The 20,994-nt window shown below is 70.6% G+C and carries 16 protein-coding genes; 9 read left to right on the top strand and 7 right to left on the bottom strand.

Features of this window, described 5'->3' with window-relative positions; all coding sequences use genetic code 11:
• Positions 1 to 161: 161 nt before the first annotated feature.
• The 6 genes from ADK66_RS04400 to ADK66_RS04375 all read left to right on the top strand — a co-directional run bounded on the left by ADK66_RS04400 (position 162) and on the right by ADK66_RS04375 (position 8,158).
• Positions 162 to 1,205 (top strand): LacI family DNA-binding transcriptional regulator, encoded by a 1,044-nt coding sequence (locus ADK66_RS04400; RefSeq protein ID WP_231639904.1) that lies wholly within the window; start codon positions 162 to 164, stop codon positions 1,203 to 1,205.
• An 86-nt stretch (positions 1,206 to 1,291) separates the two neighbouring features.
• Positions 1,292 to 2,596, top strand: a complete 1,305-nt coding sequence (locus ADK66_RS04395) for an ABC transporter substrate-binding protein (RefSeq protein ID WP_053652592.1) — start codon at positions 1,292 to 1,294, stop codon at positions 2,594 to 2,596.
• A gap of 67 nt (positions 2,597 to 2,663) precedes the next feature.
• Positions 2,664 to 3,626: a carbohydrate ABC transporter permease gene (locus ADK66_RS04390; protein WP_053652591.1), complete on the top strand. Its 963-nt coding sequence runs from the start codon at positions 2,664 to 2,666 to the stop codon at positions 3,624 to 3,626.
• Position 3,627: 1 nt separating this feature from the next.
• Positions 3,628 to 4,515, top strand: a complete 888-nt coding sequence (locus tag ADK66_RS04385; protein WP_053652590.1) for a carbohydrate ABC transporter permease — start codon at positions 3,628 to 3,630, stop codon at positions 4,513 to 4,515.
• A complete protein-coding gene (yicI, locus tag ADK66_RS04380; protein ID WP_053652589.1) occupies positions 4,512 to 6,752 on the top strand; it encodes an alpha-xylosidase in 2,241 nt (746 codons plus the stop codon). Before ADK66_RS04385 ends, yicI begins: the two co-directional genes overlap by 4 nt.
• Positions 6,749 to 8,158 (top strand): GH1 family beta-glucosidase, encoded by a 1,410-nt coding sequence (locus tag ADK66_RS04375; protein WP_053652588.1) that lies wholly within the window; start codon positions 6,749 to 6,751, stop codon positions 8,156 to 8,158. The genes yicI and ADK66_RS04375 overlap by 4 nt, the downstream gene beginning before the upstream one ends.
• 84 nt (positions 8,159 to 8,242) lie before the next feature.
• Here ADK66_RS04375 and ADK66_RS04370 read toward each other — a convergent pair whose 3' ends face one another.
• The gene (locus ADK66_RS04370; protein WP_053652669.1) at positions 8,243 to 8,836 is read right to left on the bottom strand and encodes an NTP transferase domain-containing protein; all 594 of its coding nucleotides are present in this window, start codon (positions 8,834 to 8,836) and stop codon (positions 8,243 to 8,245) included.
• A gap of 171 nt (positions 8,837 to 9,007) precedes the next feature.
• Entirely contained in the window at positions 9,008 to 10,717 is a 1,710-nt protein-coding gene (locus ADK66_RS04365) for a bifunctional 3'-5' exonuclease/DNA polymerase (protein ID WP_053652587.1), read from the bottom strand.
• A gap of 137 nt (positions 10,718 to 10,854) precedes the next feature.
• On the opposite strand from ADK66_RS04365, the gene ADK66_RS04360 reads away from it, so the two are divergent.
• The gene (locus tag ADK66_RS04360) at positions 10,855 to 12,618 is read left to right on the top strand and encodes an ABC transporter ATP-binding protein (RefSeq protein ID WP_053652586.1); all 1,764 of its coding nucleotides are present in this window, start codon (positions 10,855 to 10,857) and stop codon (positions 12,616 to 12,618) included.
• Positions 12,619 to 12,668: 50 nt separating this feature from the next.
• Positions 12,669 to 14,372: an ABC transporter ATP-binding protein gene (locus ADK66_RS04355; protein WP_197281416.1), complete on the top strand. Its 1,704-nt coding sequence runs from the start codon at positions 12,669 to 12,671 to the stop codon at positions 14,370 to 14,372.
• Between the two features lie 107 nt (positions 14,373 to 14,479).
• Here ADK66_RS04355 and ADK66_RS04350 read toward each other — a convergent pair whose 3' ends face one another.
• From ADK66_RS04350 to ADK66_RS04330, 5 genes are read right to left on the bottom strand one after another with little or no spacing between them, the layout of a single operon-like run.
• Positions 14,480 to 15,406: a carbohydrate ABC transporter permease gene (locus ADK66_RS04350; RefSeq protein ID WP_053652584.1), complete on the bottom strand. Its 927-nt coding sequence runs from the start codon at positions 15,404 to 15,406 to the stop codon at positions 14,480 to 14,482.
• On the bottom strand, positions 15,406 to 16,314 hold the full coding sequence (locus ADK66_RS04345) for a carbohydrate ABC transporter permease (RefSeq protein WP_053652583.1): 909 nt from the start codon (positions 16,312 to 16,314) through the stop codon (positions 15,406 to 15,408). Before ADK66_RS04345 ends, ADK66_RS04350 begins: the two co-directional genes overlap by 1 nt.
• 18 nt (positions 16,315 to 16,332) lie before the next feature.
• A complete protein-coding gene (gene ngcE, locus ADK66_RS04340) occupies positions 16,333 to 17,769 on the bottom strand; it encodes an N-acetylglucosamine/diacetylchitobiose ABC transporter substrate-binding protein (protein ID WP_053652582.1) in 1,437 nt (478 codons plus the stop codon).
• 27 nt (positions 17,770 to 17,796) lie between these two features.
• Positions 17,797 to 18,546, bottom strand: coding sequence for a sugar isomerase domain-containing protein (locus ADK66_RS04335; RefSeq protein ID WP_053652581.1), 750 nt, complete (start codon positions 18,544 to 18,546; stop codon positions 17,797 to 17,799).
• Complete coding sequence (locus ADK66_RS04330; protein ID WP_053652580.1) at positions 18,543 to 19,505, bottom strand: MurR/RpiR family transcriptional regulator; 963 nt, start codon at positions 19,503 to 19,505, stop codon at positions 18,543 to 18,545. Before ADK66_RS04330 ends, ADK66_RS04335 begins: the two co-directional genes overlap by 4 nt.
• Positions 19,506 to 19,697: 192 nt before the next feature.
• On the opposite strand from ADK66_RS04330, the gene ADK66_RS04325 reads away from it, so the two are divergent.
• A complete protein-coding gene (locus tag ADK66_RS04325; RefSeq protein WP_053652579.1) occupies positions 19,698 to 20,684 on the top strand; it encodes an N-acetylglucosamine kinase in 987 nt (328 codons plus the stop codon).
• Positions 20,685 to 20,994: the final 310 nt, after the last annotated feature.

Raw genomic sequence — 20,994 nt, 5'->3', positions numbered from 1 at the left:
GGGCCCGGACCGCCGGAGTACTCCGACTTCATTTCGACATCGGCTATTGACGACGCCGTAACAGGTGCCCTAGCGTCTGTCGAAACGCTTAGTCGAAACGCTTCGACGCTCACCTCGGGGTGACTCCCCCACCGGGCCGAAGGAGGTACGCGGTGGCCACCATGCACGACGTCGCCCGCCTCGCGCAGGTGTCGGTAAGCACCGTGTCGTACGTGCTCACCGGCACCCGGCCGATCTCGCAGGCGACCCGGAACAAGGTCCTCGCGGCGATGGCCGAGCTCGACTACCAGCCCAACGCGATGGCCCGTGGCCTGGCCAGTCGACGCAGCCGGATCCTCGGCCTGCTGATGCCCATGGACGAGCGCGGCCTGGGTGCGACCGAGACCGCGTTCGTCACCGGGGCTGCCGCCGCGGCAAGCGTCGCCGGCTACCACCTGGTGCTCTCCCCGATCGGCGGCGGCGGTGACCTCGACGACCTACGGCGGCTGGCCACCCAACGGATGCTCGACGGCGTCGTGCTGATGGAGGTGCAACTCGCCGACGAGCGGGTCACAGTTCTCCAGGAGGCCGGCGTGCCGCTGGTGCTGATCGGCCGCACCGGCGACGCCGACGCGCTCTCCTACGTCGACATCGACTTCGAGCAGACCGTGCGGGAGGCCGTCGAGCACCTGGTCGGCCTGGGGCACCGGCACATCGTGTACGTCAACCACTCGGCCGCCACCCTGGCCAGCGGTTACGGCCCCGCGCTGCGTACCCGGGACGCGTTCGTGGCGGCGATGACCGGCTACGGCCTGGACCCGGTGATGATCCCCGCCGAGGACAGCGCCGCCGGCGGCCGGGCAGCCCTTGCCGCCGCGTTCGCGCGGACGCCGGAGCTGTCCGCGGTGCTGGCCATGAACGAGACCGCGATCTTCGGCATCCTCGGGGAGTTGACGGGTCGCGGTCTGTCGGTGCCCGACGACGTCTCTGTCATCTCGATGGTCACCTCGCCGCAGGTCGCCGAGCTGGCCACCCCGGCGCTGACCGCCATGACGTCGCCCGGATCGGCCCTGGGCCGGATCGCGATCGAGGCGTTGGTGCGGCACCTGGACGGGCCGGGCAACGAACGCCACCAGCAACTGCTGCCGTGCGCGCTGGAGATCCGCGGATCGACGGCCCAGCCACGGCGGCCTGCGATTTCCGAACCACCCCGACGAGGGGACTGACCAGCTAAAACGGCCCGCCGCCGCGCTGCAACGCGGCGACGGGCCCAGTGAGATACCGGGCTCGATACTCAACGAGGAGGATAGCAATGCAGCGAATCCGTCGGATCGTCGCCGCGATCGCCCTGGCGGCGACCGCGACGACCACCGTGGCCGCCTGCGGCGGTGGTGACAGCGGGGACGACAGCGGGGCCAAGACCCTGAAGCTGTGGCACTACGAGAGCGCCAACAGCGCCATGGGGGTCGCCTGGGACCGGGCGATCGAGATCTTCAAGACGGAGCATCCGGGCGTCGAGGTGCGCTTCGAGCGCAAGGCGTTCGAGCAGATCCAGCAGAACGCCGGGATGATCGTCAACTCGTCCGAGGGCCCGGACATCATGGAGTACAACAAGGGCAACGCCACGGCCGGGCTGCTCTCCTCGCAAGGTCTGCTCACCGACCTGACCGCCGAGGCCGAGAAGCGCGGCTGGGCCGACAAGCTCAGCACCAGCCTGCAGACCACCGCCCGCTACAGCGACAAGGGCGTGATGGGCTCGGGCAACTGGTTCGGTGTGCCGAACTACGGCGAGTACGTCACTGTCTACTACAACAAGGACCTGTTCCAGCAGAACGGCGTGCAGGTGCCCACCACCCTCGCCGAGATGACCGCCGCGATGGACACCTTCGTCGCCAAGGGCGTCACCCCGCTGGGCATGGCCGGTGCCGAATACCCGGCCGGGCAGCTCTTCTACCAGCTGGCGCTGGCCAAGGCCGACAGGCAGTTCGTCGACAACTACCAGCTCTACAAGAACCCCGTCGACTTCAAGGCCGACCCGCTGAAGTACGGCGCGGACACCTTCGCCGACTGGGTGAAGAAGGGCTACGTCGCCAAGAACTCCGCGAGCCTCAAGGCCGAGGACATGGGCACCGCGTTCATCGGCGGCAAGACCCCGATGATCGTCTCGGGCAGCTGGTGGTACGGCCGGTTCAAGGCCGAGATGAAGGCCAACTGGGACACGTTCCTCTTCCCGGGCAACACCCTGCAGGCCGGCTCGTCCGGCAACCTCTGGGTCGTCCCGACGTCGAGCAAGGCCAAGAGCCTGGCGTACGACTTCATCGACATCACACTGCGCCCGGAGATCCAGGACCTCATCGGCAACAACGGTGGCGTACCGGTGGCCGGTGACCCCGCGAAGATCACCGACGCGAAGGACCGCAAGCTCATCGAGGACTTCAACACCGTCAGCAAGCAGGACGGCCTGGCGTTCTACCCGGACTGGCCGGTGCCCGGCTACTACGACGTGCTCGTCGGCGGCTTCCAGGGCCTGATCAACGGGTCGAAGTCTCCCGACCAGGTGCTCGACACGATCGCCAAGCCGTACGCCGATGGCGTCAAGGAGATCACCGGCAAGTGACGCGGCGGGCGGCGGGCGCGACCGGCGCAACCGGCGCGTCCGCCCGCCCCACCGGGAAGGATCTTCCATGGCAGTCTCCGAGACCGTCGCCGCCCCGGCCGCGACACCGACCCCTCCCGCACCCCGCCGCGCACCCCGCGGCCGAAATGCGGCGTACTGGCTCTACCTGCTCCCCGGAGCGGTCCTGTTCGTCCTGGTCATCGGCGCGCCGCTGGTCGGCACCGGTTACCTGTCACTGACCAAGTGGTCAGGGGTCGGTGACCCCACCTTCATCGGGCTGGACAACTACCGGCAACTGCTGCACGACGAGGTGTTCTGGGCGTCGTTCCGCAACACGGTGGCGATGCTCGTGGCCATGGTGGTGGCGCCGACAGTGCTCGGGTTGCTGCTCGCCTCGGTGCTCTTCGACATCATCGGCCGCCGGTTCAAGCCCCGCACCGCCGCCGCCCTCCGGGCCGCGTTCTACCTGCCGCAGGTGCTGCCCGTCGTGGTGGCCGGCATCGTCTGGGGCTGGATCCTTCGTCCCGACGGCGCGTTCAACAGCCTGCTCGACGCGGTCGGGCTCGGCGCGCTGCGCCACGACTGGCTCGGTGACCCGGGCACCGCCCTGCCCAGCGTGATGGCGGTGATGATCTGGGTGCAGATCGGCTACCCGGTGGTCGTCTTCATGGCGGCGCTGCAGCGGGTCGACCCCGAGTTGTACGAGGCGGCCGAGGTCGACGGCGCGAACTGGCTGCACCGGTTCCGGGCGATCACCCTGCCGCAGATCCGGCCGGAGACGTTCGTGGTGGCGCTGACCTGCACCATCGCCGCGTTGAAGGTGTTCGGGCCGATCTTCGCCCTGACCCGGGGCGGCCCCGAGAACGCCACGAACGTGCCGTCCTACTTCGCCTACTACACGTTCTTCAAGAAGCTCCAGGTCGGCTACGGCTCCGCGATCTCGACAGTGCTCACATTGATCATCGTGGTGGTGGCTGTGGTCTTCATCTGGATGCAGGCTCGCAGCGAGCGCCGGGACCGGGGGTTCTGACATGTCCGTCACGCTCACTCCGACACCCGCGCCGGTAGCGCCGCGCCGCCCGGTACGCGACAGGCACCATCGCGGCGCCGGCCGGTGGATCGTGCTCGTGCTTGTCACGCTCGCCGCGCTCGTCATGCTCGTGCCGTTCGCGTTCATGCTGCTCAACGCGTTCAAGTCGCCAGGCGACTACTCGTCGAGCGGGCCGCTGAGCTGGCCGAGCGAGTTCTACACGAAGGGCCTGCGGACGTACTGGACCGAGGTCAACTTTCCGCTGAAGCTGTGGAACTCGGCGCTCATCGCCGGGTCCGTGGCGGTGCTCGGCGTCGCCGTCTCGCTGCTCAACGCGTACGCCCTGGGCATCGGCCGGGTTCGGGGCCGGCTCTGGATCGTGGGGCTCTTCCTGCTGGCGAACATGCTTCCGCAGGAGGCGCTGATCTACCCGCTGTACTACGTGGCGAAAGAGGTCGGGCTCTACAACACGCGGCTCGCGGTGATCATCATCTTCACCGTCATCCAGAGCGCGTTCGGCACGTACCTGCTCGCCTCGGTGATGAGCACGTTCCCGCGTTCCCTGCTGGAGGCCGCAGCGCTCGACGGCGCCGGCAAGTGGACGGTGCTCTGGCGGGTGGTCTTCCCCAACCTGCGGCCCACCCTCGCGGTGCTGCTCATCTTCTTCTTCATCTGGACCTGGAACGAGTTCCTCATCCCGCTGGTCATGCTCATCGACAACCAGACGCAGACCATCCCGGTCGCGATCGCGTCGTTGCAGGGCGACCGGCTGATGGACGCCCCGACGACGAACGCGGGCGCGTTGATCAGCCTGGTGCCGGCCATCCTCTTCTTCCTCATCTTCCAGCGCACTCTGGCGCGCGGCATCACGGCAGGAGCCGAGAAGTGAAGTTCACCGACGGGTACTGGCAACTGCGCCCGGGGGTCAGTGTCCTGCGCCCCGGCACAGTCGAATCGGTGGAGCCGGACGAGCGCGGTTTCACCGTCTTCGCGCCGTCCGGTCAGATCACCGGTCGGGGCGACACCCTCAACCGGCCGGTGGTCACGGTCCGGTTCTTCTCCCCCGCTCCCGGCATCGTCGGGGTGACCATCGGCCACCACAGCGGCGGGCTGCCCCGCGAGCCGCACTTCGGGCTGAACACCGACGACGGGTTCCCGGTCGCCGTCGACATCACCGGGATCACCGCCTCGCTCACGACCGGCGAGTTGACCGCCCGGGTCGCGCTCGTCGACGGCTGGCGGGTCGAGTTCCTGCACGGCGACCGGCTGATCACCGCGTCCACCGCGCGCAGCGTCGGCATCGTGACCGACGGCGAGGGCCGCCGGTACGTGCACGACCGTCTCGCGCTGGGCGTCGGCGAGACGGTGTACGGGCTGGGCGAGCGGTTCGGCCCGTTCGTGAAGAACGGTCAGACCGTCGACATCTGGAACGCCGACGGTGGCACGGCCAGCGAGCAGGCGTACAAGAACGTGCCGTTCTATCTCAGCAGCGCCGGCTACGGGGTCTTCGTGGACCACCCGGAGCACGTGTCGTTCGAGGTCGGCTCGGAGGTCGTCGCGCAGACACAGTTCAGCGTCGAGGGCCAGTCCCTCACCTACTACGTCATCGACGGGCCCACCCCGAAGGACGTGCTGCGCCGCTACACGGCGCTGACCGGCCGACCGGCCAAGGTTCCCGCCTGGTCGTACGGGCTGTGGCTGTCGACGTCGTTCACCACCTCGTACGAGGAGAAGACCGTCACCGAGTTCGTCGACGGGATGGCCGAGCGTGACCTGCCGCTGTCGGTGTTCCACTTCGACTGCTTCTGGATGCGCCAGTTCCACTGGGTCGACTTCGTCTGGGACCCGGCGATGTTTCCCGACCCGGAGGGGATGCTGCGCCGGCTGCACGAGCGTGACCTGAAGGTGTGCGTCTGGATCAACCCGTACATCGCGCAGCGGTCGTACCTCTTCGAGGAGGGACGGCAGGCCGGCTACCTGGTCCGCAACCCTGACGGGTCGGTGTGGCAGTGGGACAAGTGGCAGGCCGGCATGGCCCTTGTCGACTTCACCAACCCGGACGCGGTCCGCTGGTTCACCGGGAAACTCAAGGTCCTGCTGGACATGGGCGTCGACTGTTTCAAGACCGACTTCGGTGAGCGCATCCCGACCGACGTGGTGTGGCACGACGGTTCGGACCCGCAGCGGATGCACAACTACTACTCCTACCTCTACAACAAGGCGGTCTTCGAGCTACTGGAGACCGAGCGTGGCAAGGGCGAGGCCGTGCTGTTCGCCCGCTCGGCGACCACCGGCGGGCAGAAGTTCCCCGTGCACTGGGGTGGCGACTGCGAGTCGACGTTCGTGGCGATGGCGGAGTCGCTTCGCGGCGGACTGTCCCTGGCCGCGTCGGGCTTCGGCTACTGGAGCCACGACATCGGCGGGTTCGAGGGCACCCCCGACCCGGCGGTGTTCAAGAGGTGGATCGCCTTCGGGCTGCTCTCCTCGCACTCCCGGCTGCACGGCTCCGGCTCGTACCGGGTGCCGTGGGCGTACGACGAGGAGGCCGTCGAGGTGCTGCGGCACTTCACCCGGCTCAAGCTCAGCCTGATGCCGTACCTCGCCGCCGCCGCGCAGGAAGCGCACCGCGACGGGATCCCGATGATGCGTCCGATGGTCGTGGAGTTCCCGGACGACCCGGCCACGGCACAGCTGGACCGCCAGTACATGCTCGGCTCCGACGTGCTCGTCGCACCGGTGCTCAGCGCCGACGGTCAGGTCACCTACTATGTGCCCGCCGGCACCTGGACGCACCTTGTCACCGGCGCGCAGGTCACCGGCCCGGCGTGGGTCACCGAGAAGCACGAGTTCGACAGCGTGCCGGTGCTCGCACGGCCGGGCGCGGTCATCCCGTTCGGGGCACGCTCCGACCGGCCGGACTACGAATGGGCGGACGGCGTGCAGTTGCGGCTCTACGCACCGGCGCCGGGGCAACGCCAGCGGGTGCGGATCCCGGCGCCCGGGGACGGGCCCGGCGCGGAGTTCGACGTGAGTTTCCGTGACGGGGTGGCCACCGCCGAGTTGGTGGCGGGCACCTCGTCGGGATACGACTGTGTGGTGGCTGGCGCGGAGGTGGTGGGGCGATGACAGAACGTAGCTTCCCGGAGAGTTTCCTCTGGGGTTCTGCGACGGCGGCGTACCAGATCGAGGGCGCCGCGACGGAGGACGGCCGTGGCCCGTCCATCTGGGACACCTACAGCCACACCCCGGGGCGGACGCTCAACGGTGACACCGGTGACGTGGCAGCCGACCACTACCACCGCTGGCCGCAGGACCTCGACCACATCGCCGAGCTGGGTCTGGGCGCGTACCGTTTCTCGATCTCCTGGCCGCGGGTGCAGCCGGGCGGTTCCGGGCGGTTCAACCAGGCCGGCCTGGACTTCTACTCCCGCCTGGTCGACGGGCTGCTGGAGCGTGGCGTCCGCCCGGTCGCCACCATGTACCACTGGGACCTGCCGCAGGAGTTGGAGGACGCCGGCGGCTGGCCGGTGCGGGACACCGCGCTTCGCTTCGAGGAGTACGCGTCGGGGATCGTCGCCGCGCTCGGCGACCGGGTGCACACCTGGACGACGCTCAACGAGCCGTGGTGCTCGGCGTACCTGGGCTACGCGTCCGGCGTGCACGCGCCGGGGCGTACCGAACCGGCGGCAGCGCTGGCGGCGGTGCACCACCTGAACCTCGCCCACGGCCTCGCCGGCCGCGTGGTCCGGGCGTTGGCCCCGAGCGCCGAACTGTCGGTGACGCTCAACCTGCACGTGGTCCGGCCGGAGTCGGACTCGGCGGCGGACGCGGACGCGGCGCGGCGCATCGACGCGCTTGCCAACGGGGCGTTCCTCGGCCCGATGCTCACCGGCGCGTACCCGGTGGATCTGCTGACCGACACCGCGAGTGTCACCGACTGGTCGTTCGTGCGGGAGGGCGACGAGAAGGTGATCGCCGTGCCACTGGACGTCCTGGGTGTCAACTACTACTCCAGCACGCTGGTCCGCGCTTGGGACGGGCACTCGGCCCGCTCGGACGCCGACGGTCACGGCGCCTCGGCGCACTCACCGTGGGTCGGCGCCGACAACGTCGACTTCCTGCCGCAGCCCGGCCCGTACACGGCGATGGGGTGGAACATCGACCCGGCGGCGCTGACCGGGCTGCTGCTGCGGCTGCACCGGGAGTACCCGAGCCAGCCTCTGATGATCACCGAGAACGGCGCGGCGTTCGAGGACGTCGTCTCGGCCGACGGCCGAATCCACGACGAGCGGCGCGTCGACTACCTGCGCCGCCACATCGGCGCGGTGGCCGACGCCCGCGCGCAGGGCGCGGACGTCCGGGGCTACTTCGTCTGGTCGCTGCTGGACAACTTCGAGTGGGGTTACGGCTACGACCGTCGCTTCGGGATCATCCGGGTCGACTACGACACCCAGGAGCGCATCTGGAAGGACAGCGCCCACTGGTACCAGCGACTCGCCGCCACCGGCGAGCTGGACCAGGCTTCGGAGTAACCGCACCACGACGCGCCGCCGACTGCCCGGGAGGGCGGCCGGCGGCGCGCCTGTGGCCGGCTGCCGGGCCGCCGGGCCAGCTGACTAGACGCCCACCCGCTGCGGCGGGACGGTGAGGCCGTAGAGCGCCATCAGCTCCGGGGTGTCGACGCGGCTGCCGTCGGCGACCGAGTCGCAGGCGATGTCGACGATCTGGTCCTTGTGCGCCAGCAGGTACGGCCGGGCGCCCACGTCGGCGCTGGCCAGGGTGGCGATGCCGGGCCAGTGCCGGCGGCCGAACAGCATCGGATAGCCGCGCAGTCCGTCGTAGGTGGCGCACACCAGCACGTCCGGGTACGGCAGCGCGGCCACCCGGCGGACCGCTGCGGCTGTCAGGCCCGGCATGTCGACCGGGACCACCACCACCGCCTCGATCCCCTCGTCGTCCATGGCTGCCAGGCCGGCCCGGATGGACGAGCCGACCCCGGTGCCCCACGCCTTGTTGATCACTACGGTGGCTTTGTCGAGGTCGGCGGTCTGTCGGACCTGCTCGGCGGCGGCACCCAGTACGACCACGATCTGCTCGCAGCCCGCCTCGGTCATCGTGTCGATCATCTGGTTGACCAGGGGCTTCTCCCCCTGGTGCAGCAGCGCCTCGGGACCGCCGATACGGCGGCCACCACCGGCGGCGATGATCATTCCTGCGATCCGGTTCAGCTGCGCCCCCTCAAGCACGGGACCGACCGTGACCGGCCGGCCCCTCCTACGGACACTGCAACGAGGACGGCGGGGCGAGGGTGGCGGGGCGAAAAGGAGAAATAGCGCAACCGTTACACGTCCGGCATCACCTGAAGCGGGCCGGGCGACCGGTCAGGCCGCGTCGGCGTAGCAGTCGACGATGGACAGATCCAGCGGAAACCGCACCGGAGTCTCGCCGAACAACAGCGCGGTGGCCCGCTCGCCACTGCGCTCCACCGCGGCCGCGACCGCCTCGGCCTGCTCCGCCGGAGCATGCACGATCACCTCGTCGTGCTGGAAGAAGACCAGCTCGGCGTCGGTGCCGACCAGCGCGGTGCGCAACGTGGCAAGCAGTGTGGACGCCCACTCCGCAGCGGTGGCCTGGATGACGAAGTTGCGGGTGAACCGCCCCCGCGACCGCGCGGCGCGCGCCCGCGGGCTCTGGCGGTCGGCCGCGCCGTCCGGGTCGACCGGACCGTCGTCCGGGTCACCCAACCCGAACGAGCCGGGCGGACACGTCCGCCCCAGCCAGGAGCGCACCAACCCACCGGCCTCACCGGTGCGCGCCGCCGCCTCCACGTAGGCGAACGCCGTCGGGTAGCTGCGTTTCAGCACCGCCAACGCGGGCAACGCCGCCCCGCCGGTCTGCCCGTACATCGCGCCCAGCATCGCCAGCTTGGCCCGATCCCGGTCACCGGCGAACGAGTCCCGGGCCAGCGCGGCGTAAAGGTCGCCGGCACCGCCCGCCGACGCGAGCCGCGCGTCGCCGGAGACCGCCGCCAGCACCCGGGGCTCCAACTGGCCGGCGTCGGCGACCACCAGACGCCAACCCGGATCGGCCACCACCGACCGGCGGATCACCTTGGGAAGTTGCAACGCGCCACCGCCTCGGGTGGCCCAGCGGCCGGAGACCACCCCGCCCGGCACGTACTCCGGCTGGAACCGCCCGTCGCGCACCCACTGCTCACGCCAGGACCAGCCGTGCGCCGTCCAGATCCGGTAGAGCTCCTTGTATTCCAGCACCAGTGGCACCGCCGGGTGGTCCACCCCGCGCAGCACCCACGCCCGCGTGTTCGGCAGCTCCACCCCTGCCCGGGCGAACGCCTTCAGCAGTTCGGCCGGCGAATCGGCGTGCAACTGCCGGACGCCGAGCGCGTCCGCGATCTGGGTGGCCAACTCGGCGAGCCGGCGCGGCGGACCTCCCACCGGGGACGGCTCGCCCAGCAACTCGCCGAGGACCGCGTCATGCACCTCAGCCCGCCAGGGCAGCCCTGCGACACCCATCTCCACAGCGATGAGCGCTCCGGCCGACTCGGCGGCCACCAACAGCCGGAACCGGCCCGGATGTTCGGTGTCGGCGACACGGGCGAGCTGGTCGGCGTACACCTGGATCAGGGCGTCGATGCCCGGCCCCGGCGGGCCGGGCAGAGTGTCGAAGAGCGCCACCTGGCCGTGCCCGGGCGGCGCGACCGGGCGCGGCGGCGGATCCGGCGGGACCTGCACGCCGGTGAGCCGCGCCCAGGCGGCGGCGAGGGAACGTGGCTCACCCCAGCGGCCGGCGTGGCCGAGCAGCAGCGCTTCGGTCAGCTCCACGTCGTGACAGCGGTCGACGCGCACCCCGGCCCGCAGCAGAGCCGGATAGATGGTGCTGGCGGTCGGCCAGACCCAGCGCGGGCGGTCGGCGGCCTCCCGCGCGGCCACTGCGGCGGCCAGGTCGGCGACGGTCTCGGTCGGACCGGTGGGCCGGCCAGCAGCGTCAAGAGGGCGCAGCTCGCCCCCACCGCGCTCATCGGACACCACCGCCACCAGCACGGATGTGATTCTGCCTCGCCCGTCCGACATCGACCGAGCCCACCCTACGGAAGCGGGCCGACGCAGGCGAAAACGGGTCGGTGAATGGCGGGAAGGCTCGGTAGCGTGACCAGGTGCCTCCACAGATCCCCCATCCCGAGCCCGGCATTCCGGATACGAGGGGGCCGATGCGCTACCTGTGGTGGCTGGTCCGGCGCCAGCCCGGGCGCGTGCTTCGCGGGAGCCTCCTGGGTACGGCCTGGATGGTCGCGCTGTCGCTGCGGCCGTACCTGATCGCCCGTGCTGTCGACGACGGGCTGCGCGCACGCGACATCCGCGCCCTGGCCCTCTGGGTCGTGGCGATCGTCGTCGCGGGGGTCGGGCTGTCGTACCTGGGCATCATGCGGCACCGCACCATGACGTTCATCCGGGAGGACGCCAAGGCCCGCTCGGCGGCTGTCGTGTCGCGCCAGGTGTCGCGCATCGGCGCGGCGCTACCGCGCCGGGTGGCCGCCGGCGAGGTGGCCACCATCGGCGGCTCCGACATCGACTGGTCGGCGCAGGTGCTGACGCTGACCGGGCCGGGCGTCGGCGCGGTCGTCGGGTACGCCGTCATCGCCGTGCTGCTCTGGTCGATCTCCCCGCTGCTCGCGCTCTGCGTGCTGGTGGGCGTGCCGGTGGTCGGGCTGGTCGTCGGGCCGCTGCTGCGCCGCCTGGAGCGGGCCGAGTCGGTCTACCGCAAGCAGCAGGGCGCCCTCACCGCCCGATCCGGCGACATCGTGGCCGGGCTGCGCGTGCTCGCCGGGGTGGGCGGCCGGGACCTGTTCGCGCGGCGGTACGCGGCAAGGTCGCAGAACCTGCGCGCCGAGGGATACCGGGTCGGCGCGGTAAACAGTTGGATCGACGCGGCCACCGTCGCCATCCCCGGGTTGTTCCTGGCGGCGGTGGTGTGGCTGACAGCCCGGATGACGGTGAACGGTGACGTCACGGTCGGTGAGCTGGTCGCCGTCTACGGCTACGTGGCGACCCTGATCGTGCCGGTCTGGTTCCTGATGGAGGGCAGTTACCAGCTGATCCGGGGCCGGGTCGCCGCCCGGCGGATCGTCGCCCTGCTCAGGCTGACCCCCGACGATGTCGGCGGCCCCGGCCGCCGCCAGCCGGGCACCGTGCCCGACGCACGCCGACCCGACACCGTGCCCGACGCACGCCGGCCCGGCGTGCTGGCCGCGCCGGCCGGGCCCGCCGACCTGTACGACCCGGTGACCGGGCTGACAGTGCGCGCGGGCCGGCTGACCGGTGTGGCGGCGGACGATCCTGCAGCGGCCGTCGCGCTGGCCGACCGGCTCGGCCGCTACGTCGTCAGCGAGACCACCTGGGGCGGCGTGCCGCTGACCGGGATCGCCCTGGACGAGGTCCGGGCCCGGATACTGGTGGCCGACCACGAGTCCTACCTCTTCGCCGGAACCCTGCGGGACATCCTGCACACCGCCGACGCCGACGACGACCGGACGAACGCGGCGCTGTGGGTCGCCTCAGCCGAGGACGTCGTCGACGCCCTGCCCGCCGGGCTGGACACCCCGATCGACGCCCGGGGCCGGACGCTCTCCGGGGGCCAGCGCCAGCGGGTACGCCTTGCCCGGGCGCTGCTCGTCGAGCCGGAGGTGCTGATCCTCGTCGACCCGACGTCGGCGGTGGACGCGCACACCGAGGCGCGGATCGCCGAGCGGCTTCGTGCCGCGCGGGCAGGACGGACCACAGTGCTGATCGCCACGTCGCCACTGCTGCTCGGTCGCGCCGATCTTGTCGCGCACCTGAGCGGCGGCCGGATCACCGCCACCGGCAGCCACGCCGACCTGCTCGACCGGAACATCGACTATCGGCACCTGGTGGCCCGGGGCAGCGACGACCCCGACCTCGACAAGCCCGCCGACACCGAGGAGGCGTACCGGTGAGCCGGCTGCCGGTGGCCGACCGCGGCACCGTACGCAGTGCCCTGCGGGACATGATCAGCCGTCATCGCCGCGCCGTCGGGATCGTGCTGGCGCTGCACAGTGCCGCCGCAGTCGCCGGACTCGCCCCGCCCTGGCTGCTGGGCACCATCGTCGACCGGGTCACCGCGGGGGCGGGCGTGGCCACCGTGGACCGGCTGGCGCTGGCCATCACCGGCTGCGTCCTGGTGAGCGCGCTGCTCTCCCGCTACGCCCAGTACGCCGGTCACCGGTTCGGCGAGCGGGCCGTCGCCGAACTGCGCGAGGAGTTCGTCAACAGAACGCTCGGGCTGCCCGTCTCGGTGGTCGAGCGCGCCGGCTCCGGGGATCTGGCGACCCGCAGCTCGGTCGACGTGGCGACGGTCGGCACCACAGTGCGCGACGTGGTGCCCACAATCGTCATCGCGACGGTCCAACTGGCGTTGCTGTACGGGGCGGTGTTCCTGCTGCACCCGCTGCTCGGGCTGGCCGCGCTGGCCGGGTTGCCGTCGATCGTGGCGGTGACCCGCTGGTACCTGCGCCGGGCCGCCCCCGCGTACCTCGCCGAGGGCGCGGCGTCGGCCGAGCTGACCGAGACCCTGACCACCACCGCCGAGGGCGCGCGCACTGTCGAGGCGCTCCGGCTGTCCGACGAGCGGATCAGTCACGGCAGCACACGCATCGCCCGGTTGTGGTCGGCCCGACGGGCCACACTCGCGCTGCGTACGGTGTTCTTCTCAGTGGTGGAGGCGAGCTATCCGCTGCCGGTCGCCCTGGTGCTGCTCGTCGGGGGCTTCCTGTTCTTCCGGGACGCTGTCACGCTCGGCGCGGTGGTCGCCGCCGCCCTCTACCTGCAACAGGCGATCGAGCCGTTGGACCGGCTGTTGCAGTGGACGGAGCAGGCGCAGCGCGGCTTCGCGTCGTACGCCAGGGTGCTCGGTGTCGGCATGGTCCCGCCGGAGCCGCCCGGCAGGACCGCCGCGTCGCGGGGTGAGCGGCTCGTCGTGCGGGGCGCCCGGTTCTCCTACACCGACGGGCAGGACGTGCTGCACGGCATCGACCTTCAGGTGCAGCCCGGTGAGCGGCTGGCCGTTGTCGGTCCGTCAGGGGCCGGCAAGTCAACACTTGCCCGGCTGCTGGCCGGAATCGACGCACCCCGGCAGGGTGTGGTCAGCATCGGCGGTTGCCCCGTCATCGAGCTTGACCCGGCCGAGCGGCGTCGCCGGATCGCCCTGGTCACCCAGGAGCACCACGTGTTCATCGGCTCGGTGCGCGACAACCTCGCCTTCGCCGCACCCGACGCGTCCGACGAGCAGATGCGCGCCGCGCTGGTCACCGTCGGCGCCGACTGGTACGCCGACCTGCCGGAAGGGCTGGACACGGCGCTCGGCGACGGTGCCCGGCAACTCGGCGCGGCAGAGGCGCAGCAGTTGGCGCTGGCCCGGTTGGTGCTCGCCGATCCGCACACGCTGATCCTGGACGAGGCGACCGCCGCACTGGACCCGACCACCGCCCGGCGTACCGAACGGGCGTTGGCAGCCGTGCTCGTCGGGCGGACCGTCATCGCGATCGCGCACCGGCTCAACACCGCGCACGACGCCGACCGGGTCGCCGTGCTCGCCGACGGTCGGATCACCGAGATCGGCAGTCACGACGACCTGGTCGCGGCCGGCGGGGCGTACGCGGCGCTCTGGCACTCCTGGCACACCCGGGCCGAGGAGCGCCAGCCACCGAGGTGAAAGGAAGGGCCCCTTGTTAACACCCTCCACAGACGAGGTGTTAACAAGGGGCCCTTCCTATGCACCAGGCGTTAATAAGGTGCCCTTCCTTACTCGCGGCGCCTTTACTACTTCACCGCACCGGAGGTGAGGCCGGCCTGGATCTGGCGCTGGAACACCGCGTACACGATGATCATCGGGAGGATGGCGATTGTCAGCGCGGCGAACAGCCCGGACCAGTCCGCCTCGTAGCCGGCGTTGACCGAGATGTCGGCGATGCCCTGGGTGAGCACCCACTTGTCCTTGGCGTTGGACAGCAGCACCAGAGGAAGTTGGTACTGCGCCCACTGACCGATGATGTTGAAGATCGCCACGCTGATCAGGCCGGGCTTCGCCATCGGCATCATCACCTGGAAGAACAGCCTGGTGTGCCCGCAGCCGTCGATCATGCCGGCCTCGGCGACCGACGACGGTAGCGTCTTGAAGAACGCGGCCAGGAAGAACACGGTGAACGGCAGCGAGTAGGCGATGTAGACGAGCACCACGCCGGTGTGGGTGTCCAGCAGACCCAGGTTGCGCACCACGAAGAAGAGCGGCACCAGGGCCAGGAAGACCGGGAACGCCAACCCGGACACGAACAGGTAGTAGATGGCCCGGTTGCCCCAGAACTTGTACCGGGCCAGCACGTACGCCGCCATCGAGCCGAGCAGCATGGTGCCGAACGTGCTGAAGCCGACGACGATGACGCTGTTGAGGAAGTAGCGGCCGACGTTGGCCTTGGTCCAGGCCCGACCGAAGTTCCCCCAGCGCAGCTCCGCGGGGAGCGTCCACGGGCTGCTGAAGATCTCGCTGGTGTTCTTGAACGCGGCGAGGAACGTCCAGAGGATCGGCACGATCACGATGACCGCCCAGACGGCGAGCGCGATGTGCCCCATACCGGCCAGGAGCCGTACCTCCGAGCGTGGGCCCTTGCCCCGCCGGCCGGTCGCGTCCGGGTCGCCGGTCTTCGGCGGTAGCGCCGCAGGTGTGGGCGGCAGCGTCGACTGCGGGTTCATCAGTACTCCACGCTTTCCCGCTTGGTGAGCCGCAGCGTCAGCGCCGCGAACGTGATGGTGAGGAAGAACAGCGCCACGCCCATGGCGGAGGCGTAGCCGTACTTCGAGTAGACGAACGCGTTGCGGTAGATCTCCATGGCCAGGACGGTGGTGGCGCCGTCCGGGCCGCCGCTGTCCACCGAGAGCACGGCGACGATGGCGAACGCGTCGAACGCCGCGATGCCCAGGTAGACCCAGGCCACCTGGAGGGTGTCCCAGAGCAGCGGCAGGGTGACCCGGAAGAACAGCGTCACCTTTGTCGCGCCGTCCATCTCGGCGGCCTCGTAGATCTCGCCCGGGATGGAGGCCATCCCGGCCGAGAAGAGCACCACGTAGAAGCCGACTGCCTGCCACACCAGCACCGCGATGATCGACCAGAGGGCCAGGTTCGGCTGGACCAGGAACAGGATCGGTTCCATGCCGAACTTCATGAGTACGCCGTTGATCAGGCCGGACTCGTTGGGCCGGTACACCATCTGGAACAGCACCGCGATGATGGCCACCGCCAGGACCTGGGGGAAGAAGAACACCACCCGGTAGAACTTCGACCCCCAGACCCCCTGGCGTTGGCCGCCACTGCTCCTGCCACCCACGTTGAGCAGGAAGGAGAAGAACAGCGCGATGGCGATGGTGATCAGCGGCAGGGCAAGCAGCAGTACGCCGTGGTGTTGGACCGCCTTCAGGAAGCTGCCGTCGTCGAGCAGCCTCCGATAGTTGTCGAAGCCCACCCACTGCGGAGCCGACAGGCCCCGCCAGTTGGTCATCGAGATCTGGAACGCCTGCGCGTACGGCGCGATGACGAAGACCACGTACAGCGTGACCGGGGCGAACAGGAACCCGATCACGAATGGATACTTGCCGTGCCGCATGACCCTAGCTCCGATCGATCAGCGCTTGAACTTGGCGACGGAGCTGTCCTTCTTGATCGCGTCGGCCTTCTTCTGGATGCGCTCCACGAAGGCGTCGGCGTTGATCCGGCCGAACATCAGCTCGTTGGTGGCGGTCCGCGCCTCCGTGTCGAGCTCCTTGTACCAGCCGTCGAAGTACAGGTTGAACACGTCCTGACCGGCCGCCTTGAGCGCGGCCTGCGAGCTGGCCACACCGGGCGGGAAGGCGAAGCCCTCCGAGCCGGCGGTGACAACCGTCGGAGCCTTTACCACCTCGGTGAAGCCCTTCGCGCCCGCAGTGGACAGCATCTGGCGCATGTACTCCAGGCCGCCCTTGGGGTTCTTGCTCTTCGCCGAGACGAAGTAGCCCTCGCCTGCGGTGGCCCGCAGGGCGGTGGCCGGCATCTTGTCCGACGCGGTCAGGCTCGGCACCGGCATGAGCTGGTAGTCGAAGCCGGGCGGGGTGTCCTGCTTCTGCTCGCCCTCCAGCCAGTCACCGCTGGGGTACAGGGCAACCTTGTACTGGTTCTGCCGCAGCTGCACGTCGGTGTGCTTGAGCCCCTCGAAGCTCTTGTCGCTGAACTTCGCGCCGACCTCGGCCCACGCGGCGGCGGCCTGCTTGACGGCGTCCTGCTTCCAGGCGCCGTCCTCCAGGTTGTCGATGTTCTTGAGTACGTCCGTGCCGCCGATCTTGGCGGCCTGGGTGAGGATCACGTTCCACTGGTAGTAGGCCGCGTTCGACCCGGCGTACCCGTAGGGCGTGATGCCCTTGGACTTGATGGCGGTGAGCAGGGCGATGAAGTCGTCCCAGGTCTTGGCCGGCGTCCAGCCGTTGTCCTTGAAGAGCTTGCCGGAGTACCAGATGCCGAAGACGGTGGAGACGTAGTACAGGACGTACGGCTTGCCGTTGAACGAGCCCGCCTCGACGGTGCCGGGCACCACCGTGTCGCGGACCTTCTTGGCCGGGTCGTCGACCGACGGGGCGTCCCACAGCTCGGTGAGGTCCTGGAGCTGGCCGTCGGCGACAAGCGCGCCGAAGTCCATCAGCTTCTCGCCCGAGTTGTTCACGAACTCCGGCGGGTTGCCGGACGCGAAGCGCGGCTGGAGCACAGTGGAGACGGCCTGCGTGGCCTGGTGCTTGACCTCCGCCTTGGGGAACGCCTTCTTGTACAGCGGCTCGTGCACGTCGGTGGCGTACTTCTCGCCGTAACCACCGTTGAAGATGATCACCTCGATCGGGGCGTCCTCCTTGACGCCCAGCGGGTTGGTGGCGCTCTTGGTGCCCTCGGCGGCCTGCTCGTTCTTCTCGTCGCCGCCGCTTGTGGCGCAGGCGCTGAGCAGGCCGATGGCCGGAGTGGCGAGCATGCCCACGGCGGCGGCGCGACGCAGCACAGTGCGACGGTCGAGTGCTGCCGGGTGCTCGGGGGTAATCGACATCGTCGTCTCTCCTTGTGGAATTTCGGGTCAGGCGGTGCGCCGGAGACGCCCGGCGTACCGCGACTCGAGGGCGAGGTTGTGCTCGTCCCCACCGGGGACGTTGGCGGAGAGGTAGATAGGGGGTACCTCCCCGGCCTGGTGGAACCGTCGTACGACCTCCGCGGTCAGCAGCTGCGCCAGCAGCGCCGTGGTGACCGAGGAGACCGCACAGACCGCGCCGCCGCCCTCGAGCGGCAGCAGTGCATCGCCGTACGGCGCGCCGTTGTCCAGTACGACGTCGGCGAGGTCGGCGAGTCGGTGACCGGACGGGTGCCGTGGGGCGACCCGTGCGGTGTGCTCGACGGAGGTGACTGCGATCAACGGGTGACCGCGCTCGGTGACCAGCGCGGCCAGCTCGACGACCGAGCCGTTGATGCCGGACTGGGACGCCACCACGAACACGTCACGCGGCTGAGGTGCCGCGAGGTCGTAGATCTGGTGGGCGATGCAGGGGTCGCGCTCCAGCTTGGGGTCGGCGAGCACGTCGCGCGGGGCGTCGCCGTGCACCACCAGGTCCCGTACCGAGAGTCGGTTGGTGGGGACCAGCCCGCCGGCCCGGGCGACCAGTTCGGCGGCGAACCCCTCGGAGTGCCCGGCACCGAACGCCTGGAGCACACCACCGGCGCGCAGGCTGTCGGCGATCAGGTCGGCGGCCCGGGTGATCCCGTCCGCCTCGGAGTCGAGCAGCCTGTCGAGCACCGGGCGGACCGCGTCCGCGTACCCCTGGGCACTGATCATGAAGTGGCTCCCTTCGCGGCCTTGTGCCCGTCGACGGCCTGCGCGGTACGCCGGAAGGCCGCGTGGGCGCGGTCGTGGGTGCGCTGGGCAACGGCGATGTAGAGCAGGTCGAGCACCACCAGCTGGGGGTGGCGGGCGGAGAGCGCGTCCGGCCGGAAGGTGGTGGCCTGGCTGGCGGTGAGCAGCACGATGTCGGCCAGTTCGGCAAGTGGTGAGCGGGGGAAGCCGGTGAGGGCGAGGGTGGTGGCGCCCCGGCTGCCGGCCTCGGCCAGCATCTCGATGGTCTCCCGCGTCTGCCCGGTGTGGGAGATGCCCAGCGCCACGTCGCCGGTACGCAGCAGCGCCGCGCTTGCCAGGCCCTCGTGCACGTCGTTCCAGGCCCACGCGGCCACGCCGATGCGGTGCAGGCTGAACTGCATCTCCTCGCCGACCAGCGCGCTGCCGCTGGCGCCGAAGATGTTCACCCGGTTGGCGCCGGCGATCGCCACCGCCGCCCGTTCCACCTCGACGAGGTCGAGCAGCGCGGCGGTGTCGTGCATGGCCCGGGTGTCTGCGGCCATGATCTGGTCGAGGACCCGCGCGAGGGGGTCGCCCGGCTGGATCTCCCGGCCGATGTCGACGGTCCAACCGGCGGAGCGGGCCCGGCCGGTTTCGGAGGCGATGCCGAGTCGCAGGTCCGCGTAGCCCTCGAAGCCCATCGCCCGGCAGAAGCGGGTGATGGTGGCCGGCGAGGTGCCGCTGCGCTCGGCGAGCTCCACGATCGTGGATCGGGCGGCAGCCTCCGGGTCGCTCAGCACGTGCTCGGCGACACGGCGCAGCGCGCCGGTCAGCTCGCCGAGGCCGTTGCGGACCCGGGCCAGCACCCCGTCCGAGGCGGACCCGAGCGTGCCGCGCCTGTCGAACACGTCGGCATCGACCACCGCGGTCCCCGCGGTGGTGTCCACCTCGTGTTCACTCATCGACGCCTCACCTTTTCGAAAAGACTGTTAACTGTTAGTGGTAAAAGTTCTTACTGAAGGGCCCTCTGTGTCAAGACCGTGGGCGAAGTTTTCAAACTGTTACCTGGCGCACTCGCCGGGTCTTGCCTCGGGCGACGGCGCCGACCAGCATGAACAGGCCCCGACGCCGCGCAACGCAAGGAGGCCGTGCCGATGTCCGACACCGTCGTGATCGGGCTCGACATCGGCGGTACGTCCACCCGGGCGACCGCCCTGACCCTCACCGGTGAACGCCTGGGCACCGGCCGCGCCGGCGGTGGAAACCCCACAAGCCACGGTGCCGAACAGGCCGCCACCGAACTGCTGACCGCGCTGCGCGGGGCGCTCGCCGGCACCGACCCGGCCCGGGTCGCCGCCGGCACCATCGGGCTCGCCGGAGCCGCCCGCCTGCACGCCGACCCCGCCGGCCGGGCCGCCTTCGACAGGGCCTGGCACGACGCAGGCCTCCGCTGCCCGTACGCCGTGCACGGCGACGCCCTCGTCGCGTACGCCTCCGGCACCGCCGACCCCGACGGAACGGTGCTCATCGCCGGCACCGGGGCCATCACCGCCCAGGTCCGCGACCTGCGGCTGGACCGCGTCGCCGACGGCCACGGCTGGCTGCTCGGCGACGCAGGATCGGGCTTCTGGCTCGGCCGCGAAGCCGTCCGCCGGCTCCTCGCCGACCTGGACACCGGCCGTACCCCCGGTGAGCTGACCACAGCGGTGCTCATCGAACTGATGGGCAGCGCCGACATCGCCGCCCGCCCACGGGACACAGTGGACGCCACCATCCAGGCCGTCACCCGACGACCCCCCGTCGAGCTGGCCCGACTCGCCCCGCTTGTCGTCACCGCCGCCACCGCTGGCGAGCCCGTGGCAAACGCGCTGATCGCCGAGGCCGCCGCGCACCTGGCGGCCAGCGTCGGACGGATCCGCCCGGCCGGGGCCACGACACCCGTCGTGCTCGGCGGCGGTCTGCTCACCGGGGACACCCCGCTCGGCACGGCCGTCCGCGCCGAGGTCGCTCGACGTTGGCCGGACGCGCCGCTACGCACCGCCGGCGACGGCGCCGCCGCGGCGGCGTGGCTGGCCGCCCGCGACCTGGCCGAAGTGACCGACCCGGCCGCCCTGCACGCCCGCCTCTTCCCGATCCCCTGACCGCCCGCCGCCACCCCGCGCCTCCGCCCTGCGCCTCCCCCGCCCGCCGACGCCCTGCGCCTCCCCCGCCCGCCGACGCCCTGCGCCGCCCCCTGCCCCTGCGTGTCCCCAAGATCCGCGCAACTTCGGCGAAGTTGCTGCCTCACCGCGTCGCGAGGCAGCAACTTCACCGAAAGCGCGCGGATCTTGGGAAGAGAAGGCAGGCCCGCCGACTGCCGTGCGCACCGCGATCGGGCGGTGATTGGGATCGGTCGGCAGTGGACAGGCAGCAGGCACCGAGCGCCGGACAGCGAACAGCGAACAGCGAGCA

This window comes from Micromonospora sp. NRRL B-16802 (assembly GCF_001279555.1).
In the GTDB taxonomy this organism is placed as follows: domain Bacteria; phylum Actinomycetota; class Actinomycetes; order Mycobacteriales; family Micromonosporaceae; genus Micromonospora; species Micromonospora profundi.
Note: the sequence above shows the minus strand (reverse complement) of the source record. Positions and strands in the feature narration are given on the sequence as shown.